Below are 23,324 nucleotides of genomic sequence, written 5' to 3'. Positions count from 1 at the left end.
GACACGCTCACCGCACCAGGCCCGACTGGTAGGCGATGACCACCAGTCGGGCCCGGTCACGGGCCCCGAGTTTGACCATGGCCCGACTCACGTGGGTGCGCGCCGTCGCCGGGCTGACCACGAGGCGCGCGGCGATCTCGTCGTTGGACAGGCCCTCGCCCACCAGGGCCAGCACCTCGCGTTCGCGGTCGGTGAGGCGGGCGAGTTCCGGGTGGCGCCCTCTTCGCGGTACCGAACCGTCCGCGAAGGCGGCGATCAGCCGCCGGGTCACCGACGGCGACAGCAGCGAATCACCCTGCACCGCGACCCGCACCGCGCGCAGCATCTCGGCGGGCTCGCTGTCCTTGATCAAGAAGCCGGCCGCTCCCGCGCTCAGCGCGTCGAAGACGTACTCGTCCAGCTCGAAGGTGGTCAGTACGACGACCCGGGTGGCGGACAGGCTGTCGTCGGCAGCGATCTCACGCAGTGCGGAGATCCCGTCCATGACAGGCATCCGCACATCCATGAGGACCACGTCCGGGTGCTCCAGGCGGACCAGGTCCACCGCGGCACGCCCGTCGGCTGCCTCCCCGGCCAACTCCATGTCGTCCTCGGCGTCGATCAGCACCGCCAGCCCCATACGGACGAGCGCCTGGTCGTCGACCACGGCCACCCTGATGCTCACTGTCGGCTCCTGTCCACCGGCAACCACGCGCGCACGGCGAACCCACCGCCCGTGCGCGGCCCCGCCTCGAAGGTACCGCCGACCGCGAGGGCACGCTCGCGCATGCCGGCCAGGCCGTTGCCCTCGTCCGGCGGCTCGGCGGGCAGGATCGGACCGCTGTCGGTCACCATGACGCCGATCCCTGCCTGGCGGTACTCCAGGACCACTTCGGCCGCCGATCCACCCGCGTGGCGCACCACGTTGGTCAGTGCCTCCTGGACGATCCGGTAGGCCGTGTGGTCCACCGCGGCAGGCAACCGCACCGGCTCGCCCTCGACGGTGACCTCGGCGCTTCGTCCTGCCGCGGCCAAGGCCGACACCAGGTCCGACAGCCGGTCGAGGCCGGGCAGGGGCGCGCGGTCGGGGACGGCCGCGGGATCGCGAAACACCGCGAGTGTGCCGCGCAGCTCCTCCAGAGCGTCCCTGCTGGTCGTGCGGATCGCCTCCAGGGAAGGGCCGATCCGATCGGGACGCCGGTCCAGCACGTGTAATGCCACCCCCGCCTGCATGCTGATGACCGAGAGGCTGTGCCCGACCACGTCGTGGACCTCGCGCGCTATGCGTAGCCGCTCCTCGTATGCGTAGCGGTGCAGTTCCTGTTCCCTGGCCGACCGCGCCCCCTCCCTGCGGGTGCGTGCGACGGCGCCCAGGGCCACCGCCGCGCACAGCAGGCCCAGGCCGAAGGTCGCGCCGGCCAGCAGTCGGCCGTCGAGCAGGCCGAAGTAGGGCTCCCCCAGGCGCGGAGCGAGCAGCAGGGGCACGAACAGCAGGGACAGTGGGGCCCAGGCCCGCAGTGGGTGAACCAGTGCGACAGAGAACAGGACCAACAGGACCATGAGCAGGATCGGCCCCAGCATGCCTCCCCCGGCCAGTGCGACGGTCGCCCCGGAGACGGTGACAGCAAGGGCGATTCGCTGGCGGAGCCTGCGCACCGCCGTTCCTACGCAGGCTGCGAGCACTCCCGCGCAGACGAGAGGGAGCACCACCGGTTCGGGCGAGAACGGGTGCGACGGCCAATCGCCGTGGGCCGGCGGCCAGCCCATTCGGGTCGTGGCATAGGTCGTGCTGATGGCGATGCACCCCAGGAACACCGCCAGGGGAAGGTTGACGGCAAGCACCTTGACGATCCTGCGACTCATCCCCACCCCTGCCCCCGACCAGTGTCCTCGACGGTAGCCGGTGGCGGTACCGCTGGTCGTCAGCCTGCCGACGCAGCCGGACTACGTTGCACGACGCAGTCGCAGAGCCGCTCGACGGGGGACGACGCGCTCCGACACCATCGGCAGGCTGGGGACATGACACATCCACCGACCACGCTCATGGCCATGTTCACCGGCCCGCCCCACGGGTGGGGGCCCGGCAACAGACCTGGGTTGGGGGCAGAAGCCTTCGGCCCGCCACCCGTCTTTCACGCCCTTGGAGTCATCATGCTGTTCATCCTGGCAATGGTCGTCCTGTTCCTGGTGCTCCGTGCCCGCCGCGGCCGCGCTCCGTGGATGCGACCGCACGTCGAGCCGCCCGAGGCAGGAGCACAGCGGTTGCTCGCCGAGCGCTTCGCACGCGGCGACATCGACAGCGACGAGTTCATGGAGCGGGCCAGTGCCCTGAACTGGACACCGGGGGTCAAGCCCGCGGGCAGGAAGTGACCGAACGTGTTGCCGGGAATCAGTCCTCGTAGTTGACGTCGCGCAGGGTGGAGATGACCGTGTCCACGGTCTCCTCGGCCAGTGCGTCCTCGACTCCGGTGTCCAGGATCATGACGAGGATCCGGGTCGTGTCGTCCTCTGCACCGGGGACCGCCAGCGTGTGCACGACCGCGGTGGGCGGAATGCAACCGTCGCCCCCGCCCGGGACCGTGACATCCACGATGGCGTGGTGACCGCTGAGGTCGTTGCTGTCGAACTCTTCGACCGATCGGACGGTCAGACCGGGATCGCCTTCGTCGTCGTAGGCGTACCGGGCCCATCTCAATGCAGCGCCCTCGGACATCTCCTCGGTGTCGTCGCTGTCGGTGATTCCCTGCGCACCGATGACACCGCGGCTGCCCCACCCGGCGCAGACCTTGTCCAGATAGACCGATGTTCCACTCATCCCGATCTCGACCGTGCCGTCGTCGCCCTCGAAGCCGCGAATATAGGTGGGCCCGTCGAAGAGCCAGTCGTCCTCACGCGGGGGGATCTCGTAGACGAAACCCCATTTGGCGGAGGCTGCGCGCTGCCAGCCGTCCTGGAATACGTCGGGGCCGGCCGCGGAACCGGTGGACGAGGGATCCGGGGCAGGGGCCGGTTCGGACTCCGAGGCCGTGACCGGCTCGGGGGCTGGGGCCGGCGCTGCCTGGGTACCGTTGGCGTTGAGCCTGGTGACGACGACAGTGACGGCGATGATGAGGACCGCAACCAACAGGATGGCCAACAGAACCAGGGCGACCGGGCTGAGACCGCCCGTCGCCCGAGGCGCGGCAGGCTGCTGTTGCTGCTGTCCCCAGGGGTCGGGGGGCTGATGTGCAGACCAGTTCACGACCATGACTCTAGAGGATGCGTTTTGGAGGGGTTCGCACCGATCCAGACCTTGGAGCCGAATCGGACGCGTGAAATGCTGTCCCGGCTTCAGGACTCGACGCGCAGCGCGGTGCGGGCCGCCTCGATCGTGGTGGTGCGGTAGGCGGCACCATAAAGGCACACGTGCACCAGGAGCGGGTGCAGTTGGTGCAGGGGGATGCGGGCCTTCCAGCCGTCGGCCAGCGGAGCGGCGTGGTTGTAGGCGTCGCGGACCCGGTCCAGATGGGGCAGCCCGAACAGCGACAGCATGGCCAGGTCCGCTTCGCGATGACCGCCGTGCGCAGCGGGGTTGACGACGGTGACCCCGTTCGTGCCCCACATGACGTTGCCGTTCCACAGGTCTCCATGGATACGGGCCGGAGGCTCGGGCTCCCCCGCCAACTCCTCCACCCGGTCCAGGACCTTCTCGACCAGCCGGGCGTCGGCCGGCGTGAGTGCTCCACGGTTCACCGCACGCTCCAGATAGGGAAGCACACGACGTTGGACGTAGAACTCCGGCCAGTTGCGCGTCGGCGTGTTGTCCAGGGGAAGCGGACCGATGAAGCCGGGCCAGTCGGCGCCGAAGCGGTCCGCGCCGACCAGGTGCATGGCTGCGAGCTGGTGACCGAAGCGTTCGGCCGCCGCAGGGCTCGGTTCGTCCTGTTCGACCCAGTCGAGGGCGAGGGTGCGCGCGTCCCACCCCAGGACGCGGGGGACGGGCGAGCCGAAGGAACCGGCCAGCCAGTTCAAGCCCAGTGCCTCGGCACGGAAGAGGCCCTCCAGCTCGGGCCGTTCCGTCGCTGTCTCCTTGACGAAGACGGACGTGGCATCGGCGAGCTCCACGCGGTGCAACTGCCACTCGTGGCTGGCGCCCAGCGCGATGGTGGCTGCCACTTCCCTACCGGTCAGTGCGGCGACCCGATCTGCGACGGACTCCACGCCCAGCAGCCCCATTCGTCTCGTCGTTGTCTATTCGGTACCGAGCAGCGCGACGAGCTCGGTGGTCAGACCCTTGCTCGCGGCCTCGATCATGCTGAGCACGTTGGTGAAACCGTCGTCACCGCCGTAATAGGGATCGGGCACTTCGGGGTTGGGGCCGATGCCCGGGGTGAAGGAGCGGAACAGTAGTGTCCGCGCTTCGGCCTCCCCGTCGGGGGCCAGCGTCCGCAGTACGGCCAGGTTGTCGGTGTCCATGGCCAGGACGAGGTCGCGTTCGGCGAACCATGACGGGTCGAAGCGCCTGGCGGTGTGGGGGCCGGAGTACCCGTGCACGCGCAGGGTGGTGGCCGCACGGGTGTCCATCTCGGCGCCGACATGCCAGTCGCCGGTGCCGGCGCTGTCCACCCGTACCGCGTCGGCGAGACCGGCACGGGCCAGATCCGCGGCCAGGACCTTTTCCGCCATCGGGGAGCGACAGATGTTGCCCAGGCACACCACGCAGACGCGATAGGGCCCGGAGCGGTCGCGGGGTTTGGGCAGGGTCATGTACCAACCGTAGCCGAGAACGCGATGGCACAGACGATCCCGCGGTTCGCGGCGCGTGGCGTGATCGCGTTCAGGAAGAGGGAACCGGGATCACCGCGCCCGAGTACTCCTCCTCGATGAAGGCGGCCACCTCGGCGGAGGTCAACAGTTCGGCCAGGGTCTCCACCCGCGGGTCGTCGGCGTTGGCCGCGGTGGTGGCCAACACATTGACGTAGGGGCTGCCCTCGAACTGCTCCATCAGAATGGCGTCCTCGTTGGCGTCGAGTTGCGCGTCCAAGGCGTAGTTGGCGTTGACGACCGCTGCGTCCACGTCCTCCAGGGAACGCGGCAATTGTGCGGCGTTGACCTCCTGGAACTCCAGTTCCTTGGGATTGTCGGTGATGTCGGACAACGAGAACGCGCTCTCCTCGATCCCGTCGGCGAGGGTGATCAGACCGCCCTCCTGGAGCAGCAGCAGCGCGCGGTACTCGTTGGTGGGGTCGTTGGGCAGGGCGACCGTCGCCCCATCGGGGAGATCGTTGACCGTGTTGACGGTGAAGGAGTACAGACCGAGGGGCGGCAGGTAGATGTCGGCGACCGCCACGAGGTCGGTACCGCTGTTGGCGTTGTAGTCGGCGAGGAAGGGTTCGTGCTGGTAGAGGTTGGCGTCCAACTCTCCTTCGGCGAGGGCGGCGTTGGGCGCGTTGTAGTCGGCGAACTCCTGGATGGTGAGATCCAGGCCCGCTTCCTCGGCGAGCTCGTCGCGGATGAACTCCAGGATCTCCCCCGCCGGAACGGCGGTCGCGCCGACCGTCAATGCCTGCTCACCGGTGTCCTCGCGCTCGGAGGGCGCGCCGCAGGAGGCGGCCCCCAGCGCGAGGGTGGCGAGGGTGGCGGCTGCTGCGATACGGCGCATGATCGGGTCGCTCTTCCTAGGACGTCGGCGGACGCACGGACGGGAGGCCACCACGGACCGCGGCTGCCTCCCGACGACATGCGCTGGAAATGGCCCATTACGGCCATGATTTCCTACTTGACCGATTGTATTCAGGGCCGTTTGTCGGCGAAAGGGCGGCCCCGGTGACGTCGGTCATCCGCCGTCCGCGACGTCAGCCCCGGGGCAGACGCACCACTGTGACGAAGAAGTCGTCGATCTGGCGGACGACCTTGATGAATTGATCGAAGTCGACCGGCTTGGCCACATAGGCGTTGGCGTGCAGCTGGTAACTGCGGATGATGTCTTCCTCCGCCTCGGAGGTGGTCAGCACGACGATGGGGATGCGGGCGAGATCGGGGTCCTGCTTGACCTCCTGCAGGACCTCACGACCGTCCTTGCGGGGCAGGTTGAGGTCGAGCAGGATCAGATGCGGCCGGGGAGCGTCCGCGTACTCGCCCTCGCGGCGCAGAAAGCTCAGCGCCTCCACACCGTCGGAGACCACGTGCAGGCGGTTGCCCACCTTGTGCTCCTCGAACGCCTCCTTGGTCATGAGAACGTCGCCCGGGTCATCTTCGACCAGCAGCACCTCAATGGGTTGCACCATGGTGACCTCGCTCATTTCAGACCTTCTCAACCTTGTCGGGACCGGACGAGGGGCTCCCGGCCGGCGTGGGGGCCTCGGCAGCGGCCTCTTCGGCCGGCTCCTCGTCCTTGTCCGCGTCGATTGGCAGCGACCAGCAGATCCGGGTCCCCGAGCCTTCCTCGTCGGGGTCCGGGTTTAGCCAGATGCGCCCGCCGTGGAATTCCACGATCTTCTTGCACATGGCCAGACCGATCCCGGTGCCCCCGTACTTGTCCCGCGTGTGCAGGCGTTGGAAGATCACGAAGATGCGTTCGGCGTACTGCGGCTCGATGCCGATCCCATTATCGGCGCAACAGAAGACCCATTCCGCCCCTTCCTGACGCGCACTGATATGGACCTGCGGCGGCTCGTCGCCACGGAACTTGACCGCGTTGCCGATCAGGTTGAAAAACACCTGAGTGAGCAGGGTGCGGTCACCGTGGATGGTCGGGAGGGGATCTCCGGTGACGACGGCTTCCGCCTCCTCCAGCGCCGAGTCGAGGCTGCGCAGCGCATCGGCGAGAGCGGTGTCCAGGTTGACGGTGGTGAAGTTCTTGGTGCGGCCCACCCGGGAAAAGGCCAGCAGGTCGTTGATGAGGGTCTGCATACGCTTGGCCCCTTCGACCGCGAAGTCGATGTAGGAGTCGGCGCGCTCGTCGAGCTGGCCCTGGTAACGGCGTTGCAGCAGCTGGCAGAAGCTGGCCACCTTGCGCAACGGCTCCTGGAGGTCGTGGGAGGCGACGTAGGCGAACTGTTCCAGTTCGAGGTTGGAGCGGCGCAGTTCCTCGGTCTGGCGCTCCAAGAGTTCCGACTGCTCCAGGAGGGTGCGGCGGGCCGTACCCACCTCGTCGAGGTCGTGCACGATCCGCTCACGCATTGCGTCCACGTTTCGCCCCACCCGCTCGATCTCGGGCGGTGCCTCCAGTTCGATGCGGTGGGCGTAGTAGCCGTCGGAGACCTGTTGGAGGTGGCGGCCGAGATCGTCCAAGGGACGCAGCACCCAGTGCTGGAGCATGACCCAGAGGAACACGCACAACACCGTCACGACCACACCCACCAGGACCAGTAGGGCGATGAGCTGCTGGGTGGCCGAACCGAGTTCGTCCTGGGCGAGCATCAGCTCGGAGTTGATCCGGGTCTGGGCCTGGTCAACCGCCTCCCGCAAGTCGGCGAAGCGCTCGTTGCCCAACTGGTAGTGCGCCGGGGAGATCGGCTCTCCTGCGCGGACCTTCTCCAACACCGGCTCCGCGAACTCGGTGTTCCACGCCTCGCCCGCGTCGAGTACCGCCTGGAGGTCGGCATCGATCTCGGCGTTGGCCCCCGCCGTCGTCTCGATGGTGTCCTGGCCCTCCTGCAAGGTCTGGCGCGCCTCGTAGTAAGGGAGCAGGGACTCGACGTCGCGGGTCTGGGCGTAGGTCCGGATTCCGCTGTCCTGGTTGAGATAGGCCGACAACGTCCGCTCGACCGCACTGTAGGCGGGGGTCAGCTCGTCAACCTGGCGCAGCACCGCCTCACGCGCCTGGAGCGCGGAGACGACGATGGTGGAGACCGAGGCGATCAGGACGAGCCCCACCGAGATGAGCAGCACCGTCACTCTGCGCCGCAACGACCACGGGCGAGCGAAAACGCCTCCGGAGGTCGGGCTCGCGCCGGTCCTGAGTTCGTCGGTGGAGTTCATCCGGTCATTCCCCATGGGTGACGAGCAACATGGCGACGTCGTCCTGGAGCGGACCGCCGTTGTGGCTCTCGGCCTCATCGACAAGGCGCTCGGGCAGGTCAACGATGGACACTCCGCTACCCAGGACGCCTTCGACGATCCGGCTCAGCCCTGCTACGCCGAGGCGTTCGGTCCCGCTTCCTTCGTACGCGTCAACCAGGCCGTCGGTGTAGAGCATGAGCGTGGAACCACGGGGGAAAGGGAAACGTTCGACGCGGGTCTCGGCCTCGGGGAACAGTCCCAGGGGTGGACGGGGCACCGCCTCCACCTGGACCACCCGGTCGGTGAGGACCAGGGGCGGGGGGTGGCCGAACAGGCGGATGCGCGGGTCCTCGGAGTCCTTGTCCAGGCTGATCTGGCACAGGGTCGCGTACATCTCGTCCTGGGCGCGCTCGGAGATCAGGATCTCCTCCAGCGCGGGCAGGAGCTGCTCCTCGGGTACCCCTCCCATGACCAGGGCCCGCCAGGCGATGCGCAGACACACCCCCAGTGCGGCCTCGTCCGGCCCGTGCCCGCTGACGTCGCCGACGATGACGTGCGTGGTGCCGTCCTTGTCAACCGCGTCGAAGAAGTCGCCGCCGACCAACGCACGCTTGCGGCCGGGTCGGTAGAAGGAACGGGGTGTCAGCGGGGAGCGGTCGAGCAGCAGCTGGGGCAACAGGCCCCGTTCGAGGCGCATGTTCTCGCGCGCGTAGAGCTCGGCTTCGCGCAGCTGACGCGCGTTCTCGTCGGCACGCTGGCGTTCGACCGAGTAGCGCAGGCTCCTGGCCAGCAGCGAACCGTCCACGTGGCCCTTGACGAGGTAGTCCTGGGCTCCTGCGGCGACCGCGGCAACGCCTTCGTGCTCGTCGTCAAGACCGGTGAGGACGACGACCGCGGCGGACGTGGCCGACGTCAGGACTTCGCGAAGGAGATCCATTCCGCCGGCGTCGGGCAGGTTGAGGTCGAGCAGCACGCACCCCCGGAAGGAGGTCAGGTGCTGCCTGGCCTCGGCGAGGGTGGCCACCCAAGTGATATTGGCACTGAGCGCGGTATCGGCGAGGAACTCCTCGACGAGGAAGGCGTCCTGCGGATCGTCCTCGATGAGCAGGATGTCAACCGATTCGACGGATCCCTGCAACAGCGGGTCCCCCGTCTCTCCGGGGTCCGGCTCGTTCAGCGACTCGTGCTCTGTTTTCCTAATGTCCACACATCGCCTCTGGGTAGGCCAACTCTGCAGCGCCTGGCAGCGGATCCTCCAGCCCCCGGACCCTCCGTCCGGTGCAACCGCGCCGAGCCCCGACGCCATGGGCCTGTCGGGGCATCGTGATCACCCGGTGCGGGGCCGAGGCGCGGACGATACACGTGGTTCAAACGATAATGGCCGCTTTCACTCTCCCGCCAGCGGTACCGCCGGAGAGATGGGCGGTGCCCACGGCGAAGGACCGCAACCCGGCCCCATCACCGTGATGTCCGCTGTCAGGATACCCGCCCGCCCCTCGCCCGCGACGGGGGCGCCGTGGTCGGACGATCGAGCCCGCTCATGCCGCCGGCTCCTATTTTTACGACAGTCTGTCGTAAAAGCTTGTGGAAACCGGACTCTTGATGACATCATGTCAGATAAAGCGTCCGGCTGCGGCGACGGTCGAGTGGGATCGGCGGCCCGCCCGGCAGTGACCAGAGAGAGTGACCCCCGTGAGCACAGAGCAGGCGACACCGCAGACCATCGAACCGGCCAGCTTCGCCCAGCAGTTGCGGTCGGGCACCTGGCGTGCGCACGAAGGCTCCGAAAGCCACGATTTCTCCCAGGCGCTCCTTGCCGGGGAACTCCCCCAAGAGGGCTACGCCAAACTGGTCGCCCAGCACTACTTCGTCTACGAAGCACTCGAAGAGGTCGGCCGGACGCTTGCCGAGGACCCGGTTGGCCGGGCGGTGTACTTCCCCGAGCTCCACCGGCTTCCCGCGCTGGAACGCGATCTGGCCCACCTGTGCGGGCCGCTGTGGCGCGAGTCCATCAGGCCGACCCTCTCCACGGTGACCTACGCGGCCCGCATCCGCCAGATGGCGCAGTGGCCGGCGGGATTCGTCGCACACCACTACACCCGCTACCTCGGCGACCTCTCCGGCGGCCAGTTCATCAAGCGGATCGTGCGCGACGCTTACCGGTTCGAGGGTGTTCAAGGCATCGAGTTCTACGTTTTCGACGAGATCAAGAGCCTGCCGAAATTCAAGAACGCCTATCGGGCCGCGCTGGACGGGCTCCCCCTCACCACCGCCGAGCAGGAGCGGGTAATCGCGGAGACCCGACTGGCCTACCAGTTCAACAACGAAATGATGGCCGACCTCGGCCGCGTGCACTCGACCCCTCAGGCCGCCTGAAGGGCAGAACACCCGGGAGCCCGCACCATCGAGCAGCCGCCGGTGCGTCCGGCCCCCTCCCGCTGGTCCGGACGCACCGGCGTTCAGCAGGCCCGTTCCACCACCGGCCGTACCGCAGGCCCCCGACAGGAATCGGATCCCCCCGGACACGCGGAGCGACAACGAGAACACCCGGATGGCGTGTAACGATAGGTCCATGCCCAAGATCTCGGCCCCGACCATCGCAGCACACCGCGCCCAGGTCCGCGAGCGGATTCTGGACGCGGTGGCCTCGCTGACCCGCGACCAGGGAATCGACGAGATCTCCATGACCGATGTCGCCTCGGCCGCCGGGATCACCCGCACCGCTCTCTACAACTACTTTCCGGACAAGCCGGCTCTTCTTCTCGCCTTCACCGAACAGGTGACCGTCAATTTCATGCGGCGGTGCGAAGCAGACCTGCCTGCGGGCGCATCCGCCGCACGCCGACTGGCCGGTTTCGTCCGGTTCCAACTGGAGGGGATCATCGAGCATCCCCATCCGGCCGCAGCAGAACTCGGTGCCAGTCTGGGGCCGCACGCCTACCAGGCCCTGGCCGACCACGTCGCCCCTATGCAGCGGTTACTGGTGGAGATCGTGCGGGAGGGAACCGATTCCAAAGAGTTCGACGAGGTGGCCCTGGAGCCGACCGCCAAGCTCGTCCTGGCCCTGATCGGCGCCCAACGCCTCCCCCTTCTGCGCGGCGAGACCGCGCTGCCCGAGGCCCATGCACTGGTCACGGTCTTCGCGTTGCGCGCCCTCGGCGTCACCCGCGAAACCGCTCTGGAAGCAAGCCGGGACGAGTAGAACAAACACAGAGCCACGCTTCGGTCACACACCGTTTTTTTGGCGTGCTCGGAACTCCCCCCGCCCCAGGTGCACGGGTGTGCACGGCGCTTCTGATAGGCGAGAATCGCACACCAACTGGTGTTCGTCCTCTCCCCCCGAAGGAACCACCGACAGTGTCGCTCGCGTTGATCGTCCTGGGTGCCCTGCTGGTCGCGGCCGCGGTGCTCAACCGCCTCCCTTTTCGCCCGTCCAGGGCCGTTCCCGCCTCCCCTGCGTCACCCCCGGGCAGACGACATCCGCACACCGCTCCGATCCGCCTCACCGAGCAGGGCCGCGCAACACTCACCACGATCGGCGGCAGCATGCTGATCATCGCGTTCTTCCTCGCCCTCTCAGGGCTCTGAGGAACTCCTGAACCCGCCGGGGCCGCGCGAAGAGGGTCAGCCCGACGCGTCCCCCACCTCCCGGCCGACACTGCCGGCCACTGTTGCCGCCAGGGCTGCGGTGGCAACGGTCGCAGTGAAAGCAGCGATCACCGAGGCCGTCCGGCGGCGGCGGAACCTGCGCAGGGCCTCGGCCAGCGCCAGGGAGCGCTCAGGGGGCCCGAAGCTCCCGACGCACAATCGGGGATCGAGCTCGAGCCGGTTCCACAACCGCGGCCAGGGTCGCAGCCGTCCCACCGGCGCCGGTCGCGGAGCGGAGCCGGCCGGGCGCCGCGGTGAAACGCTGACCGAGCGCCGCGGCTTCGCCCTTGCAGCAGCGGAGGGTCAACCCGCGAGCACGACCGGGTCGGGGCCGAGGTAGCGCAACTCGCCCGGCGCGTTGTGCAGCAGTTCCGCAAGCAACTGTGCGCAGGCGCGTGCGTCGCCCAGTGCTGTGTGCTGCCCGGTCGGCCAGTCGCCCCCCAAGGCATGACTGGCCCGGGCCAGCGAGTAGCGCTCCAGTTCGACCTGGGAACGCAGGGTGCGCAGGGTACACAGACCGGGCAGCCCGGCCGGCAGTCCCGTGGCCACGAGTTCAGCGGTCAGAAAGGCGTCCTCGAAGTCGAGGTTGTGTCCCACGAGAACCGCTCCGGAGAAGAGCTCGGTGAGCTCACCGGTGAGCTCACCGATCCTGGGCGCACCCACCACGTCGCCGTCGGCTATCCCGTGGAACTCCTGTCCGGTGACCGCGATCCGGGGGTCAACAAGCGTGGTGAACTCGCGCAGCACCGTGCCGTCACCGCGCATGCGCACGACAGCGATCTCGCAGACCCTGGCCCCCTTCTCCGGCAAGAGCCCGGTCGTCTCGACGTTGACCACGGCGTACTCCAGGTCGAGTGCGCGGTGACCGCCTCTGCCCCGGGTCAGCGCACCGATGTGCACGGCTCTGCGGCCGGCGTGATCCTCGTGCGACACGTCTTCGTCTCCTCGCGTGTTGGCGGCGCGTTCCGGCCGGTCCGCGCCCCTCACGCGCCCAAACGCGAACCAAGCCCTGACCCTACCCGTCAGCACCGACGCAACCCTTTGCCCGTACCTGTCGTGGCGCGTATCCGTGCGACCGGACGCCTGGGCCTTCTCGGACGGTGACCGACCCCGGACCGGAAGGCTCCGACGGTAGGTAAAGATGGGATGAAAGTTTTCGTTTCTCCCACTATTGACCACGGAGCAGTGATGGCACAGAGCGCACCGCCCGCCTACGTCCCGCTCGTCGAAGTGACCCGTTCAGGAATGCGGGAGGGCGTGCACTACGGAGCGGTCGTAGCGCTGACCGCCGCGGGGGAGGTGGGTTACGCCCTGGGCGACGTGACGGCCCCCATGTTCCCGCGCTCGGCCGCCAAACCGTTCCAGGCGTTGGCCGCCCTGCGCGCAGGAGCCCGACTGACGGGAAGCCAGGTGGCGATCGCGGCGGGCAGTCACAGTGGAGCCGACATCCACGTGGCCAGCGTAACCGCGACACTGGCCGCGGCCGGGCTCACCGAAGCCGACCTGGGCTGCCCCGAGGACTGGCCCATGGACCGCCGGACCCGCGACGCCCTGCTCCGTGCGGACGGGGCGCCCAGCCGCACACTGATGAACTGCTCGGGCAAGCACGCCGCGATGCTGGACGCCTGTGTGCGCCGGGGCTGGGACCTCCGCGGCTACCTTTCCCCCTCCCACCCGCTCCAGTTGCTGATCCGTGAAGCGGTCGAGGAGAAGTGCGGCGAACCGATCGCGCACACGGCGGTGGACGGCTGCGGCGCCCCCCAACTCGCGGTGTCCTTGACCGGTCTGACCCGAGGGTTCCAGGCGATGGCGCTGGCTCCCGAAGGATCGATCGAACACACGATCAACGCCGCCATGCGTGCGTTCCCGGAATACGTGGCGGGTGAGGGCCGGGTGGACACCGTGCTCATGCGCGCTCTGCCCGGAGCGACCTCGAAGATCGGCGCCGAGGGCGTCATCGTGGTCGCGGCGCCCACCGGTGAGACGGCCGCGGTCAAGATCAGCGACGGAGACCCGCTGCCCCGCGCGGGGGCCATGGTCGCGCTCACCGCGCTGTCCTCGGTGGGGGCCGACATCTCCGGAACCGAGGACCTGCTCGCCACGGACGTGACCGGAGGCGGAGGAGTCGTCGGAGTGATCCGCCCGCTCGGCTGAGCCGATTGCCTGCGGCCGGCCACCGGGCCCGCGCCTCCGATGCTGTTGCCCCGGAGTTCGGGGCAACAGCATCGGAGGCGCGAAGTTGATTCCGGCGGCACCGTCCCGCCGTGAGTGCCGGGTCCTAGAATTTCCAGCGTCCGCAGGGAGTTCGTGTTGCGAGGAGAGCACATGCGCGAAGTCGTCGTCGTGGGCGCCGGCCTGGCCGGCCTGAGCACCGCGGAGGCTCTCCGGGGCGCCGGCTTTGACGGAACCATCACCCTGGTCGGCGAGGAGGCGCACGAGCCTTACTCGCGCCCGCCGCTGTCCAAGGAATTGCTGACGGGCAAGGGGACAGGGGCGGGTGTGCGGCTGCGCGGCCCCGAGGAACTGTCCGCGCTCGACCTCGACCTGCGCCTGGGGGTGCGGGCGTTGGCCCTGCACCCGGGGGAACGTGCGGTAGAACTCTCCGACGGTTCCCGGGTGACCGGCGACAGCGTGGTGATCGCGACCGGGGGCGCTGCTCGCCGCCCCGACACGACGCTGTCCGGCGTGCACGTGCTGCGCACCCTTGACGACGCCGAAGCGCTGCGTGCCGAACTCGCCGAGCACGAGCGGATCACAGTGGTGGGTGCCGGGTTCATCGGCGCCGAGGTCGCCGCGAGCGCCCGCGCGCTGGGACTGGAGGTCACCCTGATCGAAGCGGCAGCAACGCCGCTGACCCGGACGGTGGATCCGAGGGTCGGCTCGGTGCTGGCCGAGTTGCACCGTGACAACGGCGTGGACCTGCGGGTGGGCGTGGGCGTCCGCGCGTTGGAGGGCACCGGACGGGTCGAGCGGGTCCGTCTGGCCGACGACAGCACGGTGGAGGCGTCCCTAGTCGTCGCGGGGCTGGGCGTGAACCTCAACACCGGTTGGCTCGCCGGGTCGGGGGTCGAGCTGGACGCCGGTGACCAGGCGGTGCGCTGCGACGAGCACTGCGCAACCTCCCTGCCGGGGGTGTACGCCGCGGGCGACCTCGCCAGTTGGCCGCATCCTCGCTACGGCGGACGCACCCGGCTGGAGCACTGGACCAATGCCGGGGAGCAGGCAGCGGTGGTGGCGCACAATCTGCTGGCGGGGTCGGGAACGCGGTGGGCCTATCAACCGGTTCCCTACTTCTGGTCCGACCAGTACGGCGCAAAGGTTCAGCTGCTGGGCCAGGCGACACCCGCCGATTCCGTGGAGATCGTGCACGGGTCCCCCGAGAGCCGCAAGTTCGTCGCGTTCTTCGGCCGCGCGGGCATGCTGGTCGGCGTGCTCGGGCTGCGTTCGACGCCCAAGACCATGCGCTACCGAAAACTCCTGGAGCAACCGACCGCCTGGACCGACGCCTTGGCCGCGGCCGCTCCCTAGCCCTCGACGCTGATGGCCTGCTTTGGACAGAGCCGGGCGGCCTCTTCGACCTCCGGGCGCAGCTCCGGTCCGGGCTCCTCCTGGAGGACGTAGAGGTAGTCGTCGTCGCGGACTTCGAATACCTCGGGGACGATCCCCATACAGACCGCGTTGCTCTCGCACCGATCGAAATCGACCTTCACCCGCATGTGCCGCTCCCGCTCGCCGTGGTGGCCAGGACCCGAAACCGCCAGGTCGCGGTCGGGCTCGCCTCTCCGGGCATCGGCCCGGCGCCTGCCTGCCGCTCGGGCGGCCACCCCGGTTCAGCTTCCCGGAAATGGCCGCCCCTAAAACTCTGCCGCACCTAGTCCTGAGCGAACCGGTCGGTCGCCTCGATCAGCTGGTGCAGGATCCCCGGCTCGCTGAAGGCGTGCCCGGCATCATCGACCAGGTGGAACTCCGCCTCCGGCCAGGCCCGGTGGAGATCGAAGGCCGTGGTGGCCGGGGTGCACACGTCATAGCGCCCCTGCACGATCACCCCCGGGATGGCAGCGAGCTTTCCGGCGTTCTCGATGAGCTGGCCCGGGGTGAAGAAGCCGCCGTGTACGAAGAAGTGGTTCTCGATCCGCGCGAAGGCCAGCGCGTAGTCGGCCTGGGCGTGCTTGGCGCGCACCTTCTCGTCGGGACGCAGGGTGATCGTGGACCCCTCCCAAACACTCCAGGCCCTCGCCGCTTCCAGCCTGACATCGCGATCGGGGGAATTGAGCCGCTCCGAGTACGCCCCGATCAAGTCGTCGCGTTCCTCGACGGGAATCGGGGCGAGGTAGGACTCCCACACGTCCGGGAACAAGAACGACGCGCCACTCTGGTAGAACCAGCGCAGTTCCTCGTTGCGCAAGGTGAAGATTCCGCGCACGATGATCTCGCTCACCCGTTCAGGGTGCTGTTCGGCGTAGGCCAGGGCCAGCGCGCTCCCCCACGAGCCGCCGAAGACCTGCCACTGGTCCGCCCCGGTCATCACTCGCAGGCGCTCGATGTCGCCGACGAGACTCCAGGTGGTGTTGGCGTGCAGTTGGGTGTCCATTCGGCTGGCGTGCGGGGTACTGCGCCCGCAGTTGCGCTGGTCGAAGAGCAGGACACGGTAACGCTGGGGATCGAACAGACGACGGTGGTCGGGCGAACAGCCCGCCCCAGGGCCGCCGTGCAAAAAGACCACCGGTTTGCCCGCGGGATTTCCCGCGAGCTCCCAGTAGATCCGGTTGCCGTCGCCGACATCGAGCATGCCGCTGTCATACGGCTCGATGGGCGGATACAGCGTGCGCATGGAAAGCGCCCTTCTTTCAACGAGGCTTGGGGTGGTCGTGGCAGGAGCCGGGCGTCAGGAGAGGCTGGTCTCAACAAACGGTGCGAACACGCAGACGCAGGCGGGCACGCCGGCGCCGCACTGCTCACCGTGGGCGATCATCTCCTCGGCACGTGAGCGGCTGCGGACGCGGGGAGCCGGCGTGAACGGCACCGAAACCTTTCGGCTTCGTCCGGCAGCAGGACCGCCCTGCCGCGGGGGTACGCGGGGGAGGAAGCCGTGACCGCGCTCCCCGATCGGGGCAGCGGGCAGGGGCCGGAGCGCAACGGTGGGGCACACATGGCGCAGGCCGGCTCTGCGGGGTGGTTGACGGGGCAGCGCGCCCACCCGTGCGGTATCGGCTGGAGACCGTCTGACGGCCGGACCGCCAAGGATCCTGACCGTCGCACAACTCGTCCATCGGACTCATCCTAGAGGTGCGACACCCCGCGATCCGTCGAAACCACCGACGCCCGGGTACAGCCCGCCGCCTCCTACCCTCCGTGGCGTCTCCGGGTATTGGTCACCGTCTCGGGGATCGAATCAGCCGGGGTCGGGGAAAGATCAACAAAGCAGACCGCGTTAGGGTCGAGTGAGTCACCAGGGGAACGAGGACGAGGAACCCATGCCCAGTACCAATGACACGCGTGTAGACAGCTACCAGCCGCTCGTTGCCCCGCGCGACATCCTGGCCGAGCTGCCGATGGGCCCAGAGCGTGCCGCCTTGATCGAGGACGCCCGCTCCGAGGTCAAACGCGTGCTCGACGGCGAGGACGACCGGCTCCTGGTCATCGTGGGTCCGTGCTCGGTGCACGACCCCGCATCCGCCCTGGACTACGCCCGCCGTCTCAAGGCGCTGACGCCCTCCGTGCGCTCGGAGTTGTGCGTGGTCATGCGGGTCTACTTCGAGAAGCCGCGCACGACGCTGGGCTGGAAGGGCCTGATCAACGACCCGGGCCTCGACGACAGCTACGACGTCCACCGCGGCCTGCGCACCGCCCGCAAACTGCTGCTGGACATCGCCTCGCTGGGCGTGGTCTCCGGCACCGAGTTCCTCGACCCCATCACTCCGCAGTACATCGCCGACGTCGTGGCCTGGGGTGCCATCGGGGCGCGCACCACCGAGAGCCAGGTCCACCGTCAGCTCGGCAGTGGCCTGAGCATGCCCGTCGGCTTCAAGAACGGCACCGACGGAGACGTCCAGGTCGCCGTGGACGCCGTAGGGGCGTCGGGCGCCTCCCACACCTTCTTCGGGATCGACCCCAGCGGAGCGGGCGCCGTCGTGACCACGTCGGGCAACCCCGACTGCCATGTCATCCTGCGGGGCGGGCGCTCCGGCCCCAACTACGATGCCGACCAGGTGGGTGCGGCACTGGAGACCATCGCGGCTGCCGGACTGCCACGACGGCTGATGATCGACGCCAGTCATGCCAACAGCGGCAAGGACCACACCCGTCAGCCGGGCGTGGCCGAGGCCATCGCAGCCCAGGTTGCCGAGGGGCAGCGCGGCATCACCGGTGTCATGCTGGAGAGCTTCCTGGTGGCCGGTGCGCAGAAGCTCGGCGACCCCGCCGATCTGACCTACGGCCAGAGCATCACCGACAAGTGCATGGACTGGGAGACCACGGAGAGCGTGCTCACCGGGCTCGCCGAAGCCGTGCGCAGTCGCCGCAAGGTCAACGTCTGACCGGCTACCCCGCGACCGGGGTGTGCCGCGCCGACTGCAACAGTGAACGCGCGTTACACCCCGGCGGGGACGGTCCCAGATCGGTCTGGCTGCGCGCTGCTAGGCTGGGTCCCACTCGATGACCCTGTGCGGGAGAGTGTCCGCCGCAGCCAGCGCGGACCGCCGAAGGAGCAAACCCTCCCCAGAGAACCTCTCAGGCGCGATGGACCGCACGGGCGAGAACACTCTGGAAAGCAGGGGCGCGCATGCCCCTCGCCGAAGGTGCAAGCCGCCGTGTGCGGTGAACCTCTCAGGCACAGATGACAGAGGGGGAGGATGGGAGTCCACAGCCCTGTCCGCGTCCATCCCCGCCAGGAGTGCTCATGAGTCAGGCCCCCGAAGGTGCCCGCACCACCCCGCTGCACCAGACCCACCAAGCGTTGAACGCCAATCTGGTTGATTTCGCCGGTTGGCTGATGCCCCTGCGCTACGCCAGCGAGGCCGCCGAGCACAAGGCCGTGCGTGAGGCCGCGGGCCTGTTCGACCTTTCCCACATGGGCGAGCTTCTGGTACGCGGTGCGGGCGCGGCCTCCTTCCTCGACTACGCACTGGTGGGCCACCTCTCCGCTGTCACCCCGGGCCGCGCGCGTTACACCATGATCACCGCTGAGCACGGCGGCGTCATCGACGACCTGATCGTCTACCGCCTCGCCGAGGACGAGTACCTGATCGTGGCCAACGCCTCCAACAGCGACACGGTCTTCGCCGCGCTGACCGAGCGTGCGTCCGGCTTCGACGTGGTGCTTGCCGACGAATCGAGCGAGTACGCCCTCATCGCCGTCCAGGGCCCCAGGGCCGTGGAGATCCTGGCTCCGCTGACCGACGCCGACCTGTCCACCATCAAGTACTACGCCGGGTACCGCCACACCGTCGCAGGTCAGCCCGTACTGTTGGCGCGTACGGGCTACACCGGCGAGGACGGCTTCGAGATCTTCGTGAAGCCCGGTTCCGACGCCCCCGCGGTGTGGGACGCCCTTCTCAAGGCCGGCGAGCCCGCCGGGCTGATCCCAGCCGGACTGTCCGCCCGCGACACCCTGCGCCTGGAGGCCGGGATGCCGCTGTACGGCAATGAGCTCAGCCTGGACCGCACCCCCTACGAGGCCGGCCTGGGCCGCGTCGTCAAACTCGACAAGCCCGACGACTTCGTCGGTCGCGCGGCACTGACCGCCCGGGCCGACAGCGGTCCCACCCACACCCTCGTTGGCCTCGTCGGCCGCGGCCGACGGGTACCGCGCAAGGGCTACGACGTTCTGCGCGACGGTGTTTCTGTGGGAACCGTCACTAGCGGAGCCCCCTCCCCCTCCATCGGCAAACCCATCGCGGTCGCCTACGTGGAGGCCGGAACCGACCTGTCCAGCGGAGAGTTCGCAGTGGACGTTCGGGGACGCGCCGAACCGATGGACGTGGTTCGGCTGCCCTTCTACAAGCGGGACAAGTAGTCTTCCGCGCGACTGGTGCGTCCACCCGCAACTCCTTGACGAGGCGGGACGGGACGACGCGGCACGGGGTGGCGCACGAGCCCCCCGGCCGCTGCTGAATAATGGACAACACTCCTGGAGAGTTGAATTGAGCGTTCCCGCGGAGCTGGGCTACACCAACGAGCACGAATGGGTCTCCGTCAAGGAGGGCGTCGCCACCGTCGGTATCACGGCCTTCGCCGCCGAAGCCCTGGGTGACATCGTCTACGTCGAGCCGCCCGAGGTCGGATCGACCCTGGAAGCAGGCACAACCTGCGGCGAGGTCGAGTCCCACAAGTCGGTGAGCGAGCTGTATGCGCCGGTCAATGGCGAGGTCGTCGAGGTCAACCAGGCCGCGGTAGACGAGCCGGAGCTGATCGGTTCGGACCCCTACAGTCAGGGGTGGCTGTTCAAGGTGGAGCTCTCCGAAGAGCCGGTCGATCTACTCACCCCGGAGCAGTACACACAGCTCACCGAAGGTGAAGGTTAACTTCATGACCGCCCAGAGCAATTCGCTCAACCAATCCCTGGCGCAGCTCGACCCCGAGGTCTCGGCCGCCGTGGACGCCGAGCTCGCTCGCCAGCGCGACACCCTGGAAATGATCGCCTCCGAGAACTTCGCTCCTCAGGCGGTTCTGGAGGCCCAGGGCACCGTTCTGACCAACAAGTACGCCGAGGGCTACCCTGGTCGCCGCTACTACGGCGGATGCGAGCATGTCAACGTCATCGAGCAGCTGGCCATCGACCGCGCAAAGTCGCTGTTCGGAGCCGAGTACGCCAACGTCCAGCCGCACTCGGGCGCGCAGGCCAACACGGCCGTGTACTTCGCGCTGCTCAAGCCGGGTGACACCATTTTGGGTCTGGACCTCGCGCACGGTGGGCACCTGACCCACGGCATGCGGATCAACTACTCCGGCAAGATCCTCAACGCCGTCGCCTACCACGTACGCGACTCCGACGGCACGGTCAACTACGACGAGGTCGAGGCGCTGGCCAAGGAGCACCAGCCCAAGATGCTCGTCGCGGGCTGGTCGGCTTATCCGCGCCAGCTCGACTTCGCCCGGTTCCGCGCCATCGCCGACCAGGTCGGTGCGATCCTGATGGTGGACATGGCGCACTTCGCGGGTCTGGTCGCAGCGGGCCTGCACCCCAACCCCGTCGAATACGCCGATATCGTCACGACCACCACCCACAAGACGCTGGGTGGCCCCCGCGGCGGACTGATCCTCGCCAAGTCCGAGTACGGCAAGAAGCTGAACTCGGCGGTCTTCCCGGGGATGCAGGGCGGACCGCTGGAGCACGTGATCGCGGCCAAGGCCGTGGCGTTGAAGGTCGCGGCGGGCGAGGAGTTCGCCGACCGTCAGCGGCGTACCATCGCCGGTGCCAAGATCCTGGCCGAGCGGCTCACCCGCCCGGACGCCACCGAGGTGGGGGTCAACGTCCTCACCGGCGGCACCGAGGTGCACCTGGTGCTGGTGGACCTGGTCAACTCAGCCCTCAACGGGCAGGAGGCCGAGGACCGGCTGCACGAGATCGGCATCACGGTCAACCGCAACGCCGTTCCCAATGACCCGCGTCCGCCCATGGTCACCTCCGGCCTGCGCATCGGTACTCCGGCGCTGGCCACCCGCGGCTTCGACGAGGCCGACTTCACCGAGGTCGCCGACATCATCGCCGAGGTGCTCAAGCCCACCTACGACGTCGAGGCGCTGCGTGCACGCGTTTCCGCGCTGGCAACCGCACACCCGCTCTACCCCGGCCTGAAATAACACCGGGTCTCTCCGAAAGGCGCCCACCGGCGCCTTCTCGGGCGCACACCTTTCGGGCGGGGCCCGGCCACAAGCCGCCCCCGCCCGTTCTGCGTAACGCCCCGAACCGGGGCAGCGCGACCTCTCCCGGCCAGAGCCGGCGACAAGTAAGGGGACGTGATGGCGATCAGCGTGTTCGACCTGTTCAAGGTCGGCATCGGACCGTCCAGCTCACACACCGTCGGGCCGATGAAGGCTGCTCGCACCTTCACCGCGGGGCTGCGCGCCGAAGGGCTGCTGGAACGGGTGGTGCGGGTACGCGCCGAACTGTACGGCTCTCTCGCCCTGACCGGTAAAGGGCACGGCAGTGACACCGCCGTCATCCTCGGTCTGCTCGGCGAGACCCCCGAGGGCGTGGACGTGGACGCCGTTCCCCGGCTGCTGGCCGAGGTCACCAGGCGGGACGGCCTCGCACTGGACGGCACGCACGAAATTGGCTTCTCCCCGAAGACGGACGTGGACTTTCGCCGCAAGGAGAGCCTGCCCGGCCACCCCAACGGGATGCGCTTCGTCGCTCTGGACGCAGAAGGCGCCGAGTTGAGCGCTAAGGTCTACTACTCGGTGGGCGGTGGCTTCGTAGTGGACGAGGAGGCTGCCGGCGCGGATCGGATCAAGCCCGACGACACCCCGTTGCCGCTCCCCTTCGCCACCGCTGAAGAACTGTTGACGCTGTGCCGGGAAACCGGCAGGTCGATCAGCTCCGTGATGCTCGCCAACGAGGCGGCGTTCGGCAGGTCTCCCGAACAGGTTCGCGTGGAGCTGCTGGAAATCTGGCAGGCGATGCGCCAGTGCGTACGGCGCGGGGTGACCACCGAGGGCACTCTTCCGGGCGGCCTGAAGGTGCCCAGACGCGCCAACCGGCTCTACCGACAGCTCGGCGGCAGTTGCGACGATTCCGGGCTGCTGCGCCCAGGCGCACCGCACGACTCCGATCCGATGCGCGGCAGCGACTGGATCACCCTCTACGCACTCGCGGTCAACGAGGAGAACGCGGCGGGCGGACGCGTGGTGACCGCCCCCACCAACGGCGCTGCCGGGATCGTCCCTGCCGTGATGCACTATTACGAGCACTTCACCCCCGGCGCCAGCCAGGAGGGGATCGTGCGCTTCATGCTGACCGCGGGAGCCATCGGCATCCTGTTCAAGGAGAACGCCTCGATCTCCGGTGCGGAGGTCGGCTGCCAGGGCGAGGTCGGCTCGGCCTCGTCGATGGCGGCGGCCGGACTGGTGGAAACGCTGGGCGGTACTCCCGAGCAGGTCGAGAACGCCGCGGAGATCGCCATGGAACACAATCTCGGTCTGACCTGCGATCCGATCGGCGGCCTGGTACAGGTGCCCTGTATCGAGCGCAACGCGCTGGCCTCGGTCAAGGCGATCACCGCGGCCAAGATCGCCCTGCGCGGCGACGGGAGCCATTTCGTATCGCTGGACAAGGTCATCAGGACGATGCGCGACACCGGTCGCGACATGATGGACAAGTACAAGGAGACCAGCCGCGGGGGCCTGGCCGTCAACGTCATCGAGTGCTGAGCTGGTACAGCCCCCCCCCGACGCACCACGGGCCTTCGTGGCCCGCCTCGCCGCGCAATGAATCCGTATCGCCTGGTCGGCACGACCAGGCGATACCGACCGTCACCGAGCACTACGACAGCATCGCCCAGCTGATTCCCCTTGGGGTGCCGGCGAATTTTCTTGTCAACCGCGCAAAATCGTCATGCTCTCCGCGGACGGGCGGTTGATCGACGCAGAACTGGCAGGACGCTTCGACCGTCCACTCAATAATTGTTCTACGAACAAAAGAATTATTTTCCACCCGATATCGCTCAGACCGGCTCAGCCGTTCCCGCGCAGTCCCTCATCGACGCTGAACGGCC

At 68.4% G+C, this 23,324-nt stretch carries 24 protein-coding genes and 1 riboswitch; of the genes, 11 read left to right on the top strand and 13 right to left on the bottom strand.

What is annotated here, in order from left to right:
• Positions 1-7: 7 nt before the first annotated feature.
• Together AC0VYP_RS04660 and AC0VYP_RS04655 are read right to left on the bottom strand one after the other, a co-directional pair.
• Entirely contained in the window at positions 8-664 is a 657-nt protein-coding gene (locus tag AC0VYP_RS04660) for a response regulator (RefSeq protein ID WP_285758878.1), read from the bottom strand.
• Complete coding sequence (locus AC0VYP_RS04655; protein WP_475472658.1) at positions 661-1,842, bottom strand: sensor histidine kinase; 1,182 nt, start codon at positions 1,840-1,842, stop codon at positions 661-663. Before AC0VYP_RS04655 ends, AC0VYP_RS04660 begins: the two co-directional genes overlap by 4 nt.
• A 156-nt stretch (positions 1,843-1,998) precedes the next feature.
• Between AC0VYP_RS04655 and AC0VYP_RS04650 the strand changes: the two genes are divergently transcribed.
• Positions 1,999-2,349 carry an SHOCT domain-containing protein gene (locus AC0VYP_RS04650; protein WP_285758876.1) on the top strand — a complete coding sequence of 117 codons (351 nt, stop codon included), beginning with the start codon at positions 1,999-2,001 and terminating at the stop codon, positions 2,347-2,349.
• Between the two features lie 19 nt (positions 2,350-2,368).
• Here AC0VYP_RS04650 and AC0VYP_RS04645 read toward each other — a convergent pair whose 3' ends face one another.
• The 7 genes from AC0VYP_RS04645 to AC0VYP_RS04615 all read right to left on the bottom strand — a co-directional run bounded on the left by AC0VYP_RS04645 (position 2,369) and on the right by AC0VYP_RS04615 (position 9,139).
• Complete coding sequence (locus tag AC0VYP_RS04645) at positions 2,369-3,220, bottom strand: DUF8017 domain-containing protein (protein ID WP_285758874.1); 852 nt, start codon at positions 3,218-3,220, stop codon at positions 2,369-2,371.
• 89 nt (positions 3,221-3,309) lie between these two features.
• Positions 3,310-4,194, bottom strand: a complete 885-nt coding sequence (locus tag AC0VYP_RS04640) for a fructosamine kinase family protein (RefSeq protein ID WP_475472657.1) — start codon at positions 4,192-4,194, stop codon at positions 3,310-3,312.
• A gap of 15 nt (positions 4,195-4,209) precedes the next feature.
• Positions 4,210-4,725: a low molecular weight protein-tyrosine-phosphatase gene (locus tag AC0VYP_RS04635; protein ID WP_285758872.1), complete on the bottom strand. Its 516-nt coding sequence runs from the start codon at positions 4,723-4,725 to the stop codon at positions 4,210-4,212.
• A 70-nt stretch (positions 4,726-4,795) separates the two neighbouring features.
• Positions 4,796-5,620: a MetQ/NlpA family ABC transporter substrate-binding protein gene (locus AC0VYP_RS04630; protein ID WP_475472655.1), complete on the bottom strand. Its 825-nt coding sequence runs from the start codon at positions 5,618-5,620 to the stop codon at positions 4,796-4,798.
• Between the two features lie 193 nt (positions 5,621-5,813).
• Positions 5,814-6,260 (bottom strand): response regulator, encoded by a 447-nt coding sequence (locus AC0VYP_RS04625; protein WP_285758868.1) that lies wholly within the window; start codon positions 6,258-6,260, stop codon positions 5,814-5,816.
• Between the two features lies 1 nt (position 6,261).
• Positions 6,262-7,941, bottom strand: a complete 1,680-nt coding sequence (locus tag AC0VYP_RS04620; protein ID WP_475472653.1) for a sensor histidine kinase — start codon at positions 7,939-7,941, stop codon at positions 6,262-6,264.
• A 4-nt stretch (positions 7,942-7,945) separates the two neighbouring features.
• Positions 7,946-9,139: a PP2C family protein-serine/threonine phosphatase gene (locus AC0VYP_RS04615; RefSeq protein ID WP_285759548.1), complete on the bottom strand. Its 1,194-nt coding sequence runs from the start codon at positions 9,137-9,139 to the stop codon at positions 7,946-7,948.
• A 515-nt stretch (positions 9,140-9,654) separates the two neighbouring features.
• Between AC0VYP_RS04615 and AC0VYP_RS04610 the strand changes: the two genes are divergently transcribed.
• The 3 genes from AC0VYP_RS04610 to AC0VYP_RS04600 all read left to right on the top strand — a co-directional run bounded on the left by AC0VYP_RS04610 (position 9,655) and on the right by AC0VYP_RS04600 (position 11,550).
• Positions 9,655-10,338 (top strand): biliverdin-producing heme oxygenase, encoded by a 684-nt coding sequence (locus tag AC0VYP_RS04610; protein WP_475472651.1) that lies wholly within the window; start codon positions 9,655-9,657, stop codon positions 10,336-10,338.
• 196 nt (positions 10,339-10,534) lie between these two features.
• Complete coding sequence (locus AC0VYP_RS04605) at positions 10,535-11,164, top strand: TetR/AcrR family transcriptional regulator (protein WP_285758863.1); 630 nt, start codon at positions 10,535-10,537, stop codon at positions 11,162-11,164.
• A gap of 155 nt (positions 11,165-11,319) precedes the next feature.
• Positions 11,320-11,550 carry a hypothetical protein gene (locus AC0VYP_RS04600; protein WP_285758861.1) on the top strand — a complete coding sequence of 77 codons (231 nt, stop codon included), beginning with the start codon at positions 11,320-11,322 and terminating at the stop codon, positions 11,548-11,550.
• Between the two features lie 36 nt (positions 11,551-11,586).
• Here AC0VYP_RS04600 and AC0VYP_RS04595 read toward each other — a convergent pair whose 3' ends face one another.
• Together AC0VYP_RS04595 and AC0VYP_RS04590 are read right to left on the bottom strand one after the other, a co-directional pair.
• Positions 11,587-11,826 (bottom strand): hypothetical protein, encoded by a 240-nt coding sequence (locus tag AC0VYP_RS04595; RefSeq protein ID WP_475472649.1) that lies wholly within the window; start codon positions 11,824-11,826, stop codon positions 11,587-11,589.
• 87 nt (positions 11,827-11,913) lie between these two features.
• The gene (locus AC0VYP_RS04590) at positions 11,914-12,543 is read right to left on the bottom strand and encodes a 3'-5' exonuclease (protein ID WP_475472647.1); all 630 of its coding nucleotides are present in this window, start codon (positions 12,541-12,543) and stop codon (positions 11,914-11,916) included.
• A gap of 255 nt (positions 12,544-12,798) precedes the next feature.
• On the opposite strand from AC0VYP_RS04590, the gene AC0VYP_RS04585 reads away from it, so the two are divergent.
• Together AC0VYP_RS04585 and AC0VYP_RS04580 are read left to right on the top strand one after the other, a co-directional pair.
• Positions 12,799-13,764 (top strand): asparaginase, encoded by a 966-nt coding sequence (locus AC0VYP_RS04585; RefSeq protein WP_475472645.1) that lies wholly within the window; start codon positions 12,799-12,801, stop codon positions 13,762-13,764.
• A 171-nt stretch (positions 13,765-13,935) separates the two neighbouring features.
• Complete coding sequence (locus AC0VYP_RS04580) at positions 13,936-15,138, top strand: NAD(P)/FAD-dependent oxidoreductase (protein WP_285758856.1); 1,203 nt, start codon at positions 13,936-13,938, stop codon at positions 15,136-15,138.
• On the opposite strand, the gene AC0VYP_RS04575 is transcribed toward AC0VYP_RS04580, so the two are convergent.
• Both AC0VYP_RS04575 and pip read right to left on the bottom strand, forming a co-directional pair.
• Positions 15,135-15,326, bottom strand: coding sequence for a ferredoxin (locus AC0VYP_RS04575; protein WP_285758854.1), 192 nt, complete (start codon positions 15,324-15,326; stop codon positions 15,135-15,137). The two genes, AC0VYP_RS04580 and AC0VYP_RS04575, sit on opposite strands and share 4 nt — an antisense overlap.
• Positions 15,327-15,481: 155 nt before the next feature.
• On the bottom strand, positions 15,482-16,441 hold the full coding sequence (gene pip, locus AC0VYP_RS04570; protein ID WP_285758852.1) for a prolyl aminopeptidase: 960 nt from the start codon (positions 16,439-16,441) through the stop codon (positions 15,482-15,484).
• A 643-nt stretch (positions 16,442-17,084) separates the two neighbouring features.
• On the opposite strand from pip, the gene AC0VYP_RS04565 reads away from it, so the two are divergent.
• The 5 genes from AC0VYP_RS04565 (at position 17,085) to AC0VYP_RS04545 (ending at position 22,980) form a co-directional block, all read left to right on the top strand.
• The gene (locus AC0VYP_RS04565; protein ID WP_285758849.1) at positions 17,085-18,146 is read left to right on the top strand and encodes a 3-deoxy-7-phosphoheptulonate synthase; all 1,062 of its coding nucleotides are present in this window, start codon (positions 17,085-17,087) and stop codon (positions 18,144-18,146) included.
• Positions 18,147-18,265: 119 nt separating this feature from the next.
• Positions 18,266-18,366: riboswitch (glycine riboswitch) on the top strand.
• A 142-nt stretch (positions 18,367-18,508) separates the two neighbouring features.
• Positions 18,509-19,624 carry a glycine cleavage system aminomethyltransferase GcvT gene (gcvT, locus tag AC0VYP_RS04560; protein WP_285758847.1) on the top strand — a complete coding sequence of 372 codons (1,116 nt, stop codon included), beginning with the start codon at positions 18,509-18,511 and terminating at the stop codon, positions 19,622-19,624.
• A 127-nt stretch (positions 19,625-19,751) separates the two neighbouring features.
• Positions 19,752-20,132, top strand: coding sequence for a glycine cleavage system protein GcvH (gene gcvH, locus AC0VYP_RS04555; RefSeq protein WP_285758846.1), 381 nt, complete (start codon positions 19,752-19,754; stop codon positions 20,130-20,132).
• A 4-nt stretch (positions 20,133-20,136) separates the two neighbouring features.
• Entirely contained in the window at positions 20,137-21,411 is a 1,275-nt protein-coding gene (locus AC0VYP_RS04550; RefSeq protein WP_475472641.1) for a serine hydroxymethyltransferase, read from the top strand.
• Between the two features lie 159 nt (positions 21,412-21,570).
• Positions 21,571-22,980: an L-serine ammonia-lyase gene (locus AC0VYP_RS04545; protein ID WP_285758842.1), complete on the top strand. Its 1,410-nt coding sequence runs from the start codon at positions 21,571-21,573 to the stop codon at positions 22,978-22,980.
• Positions 22,981-23,324 lie beyond the last annotated feature (344 nt).

It is taken from the genome of Nocardiopsis sp. iso_186, from assembly GCF_056173365.1.
This window is presented reverse-complemented; position numbering and strand designations above follow the sequence as displayed.

Excerpts from the sequence above, each read along its gene's own strand:
- AC0VYP_RS04655 (WP_475472658.1), bottom strand. The coding sequence starts at position 1,842 with ATGAGTCGCAGGATCGTCAAGGTGCTTGCCGTCAACCTTCCCCTGGCG.
- AC0VYP_RS04650 (WP_285758876.1), top strand. The coding sequence starts at position 1,999 with ATGACACATCCACCGACCACGCTCATGGCCATGTTCACCGGCCCGCCC.
- AC0VYP_RS04640 (WP_475472657.1), bottom strand. The coding sequence starts at position 4,194 with ATGGGGCTGCTGGGCGTGGAGTCCGTCGCAGATCGGGTCGCCGCACTG.
- AC0VYP_RS04635 (WP_285758872.1), bottom strand. The coding sequence starts at position 4,725 with ATGACCCTGCCCAAACCCCGCGACCGCTCCGGGCCCTATCGCGTCTGC.
- AC0VYP_RS04630 (WP_475472655.1), bottom strand. The coding sequence starts at position 5,620 with ATGCGCCGTATCGCAGCAGCCGCCACCCTCGCCACCCTCGCGCTGGGG.
- AC0VYP_RS04625 (WP_285758868.1), bottom strand. The coding sequence starts at position 6,260 with ATGAGCGAGGTCACCATGGTGCAACCCATTGAGGTGCTGCTGGTCGAA.
- AC0VYP_RS04620 (WP_475472653.1), bottom strand. The coding sequence starts at position 7,941 with ATGAACTCCACCGACGAACTCAGGACCGGCGCGAGCCCGACCTCCGGA.
- AC0VYP_RS04605 (WP_285758863.1), top strand. The coding sequence starts at position 10,535 with ATGCCCAAGATCTCGGCCCCGACCATCGCAGCACACCGCGCCCAGGTC.
- AC0VYP_RS04585 (WP_475472645.1), top strand. The coding sequence starts at position 12,799 with ATGGCACAGAGCGCACCGCCCGCCTACGTCCCGCTCGTCGAAGTGACC.
- AC0VYP_RS04580 (WP_285758856.1), top strand. The coding sequence starts at position 13,936 with ATGCGCGAAGTCGTCGTCGTGGGCGCCGGCCTGGCCGGCCTGAGCACC.
- AC0VYP_RS04575 (WP_285758854.1), bottom strand. The coding sequence starts at position 15,326 with ATGCGGGTGAAGGTCGATTTCGATCGGTGCGAGAGCAACGCGGTCTGT.
- pip (WP_285758852.1), bottom strand. The coding sequence starts at position 16,441 with ATGCGCACGCTGTATCCGCCCATCGAGCCGTATGACAGCGGCATGCTC.
- AC0VYP_RS04565 (WP_285758849.1), top strand. The coding sequence starts at position 17,085 with ATGCCCAGTACCAATGACACGCGTGTAGACAGCTACCAGCCGCTCGTT.
- gcvT (WP_285758847.1), top strand. The coding sequence starts at position 18,509 with ATGAGTCAGGCCCCCGAAGGTGCCCGCACCACCCCGCTGCACCAGACC.
- AC0VYP_RS04550 (WP_475472641.1), top strand. The coding sequence starts at position 20,137 with ATGACCGCCCAGAGCAATTCGCTCAACCAATCCCTGGCGCAGCTCGAC.
- AC0VYP_RS04545 (WP_285758842.1), top strand. The coding sequence starts at position 21,571 with ATGGCGATCAGCGTGTTCGACCTGTTCAAGGTCGGCATCGGACCGTCC.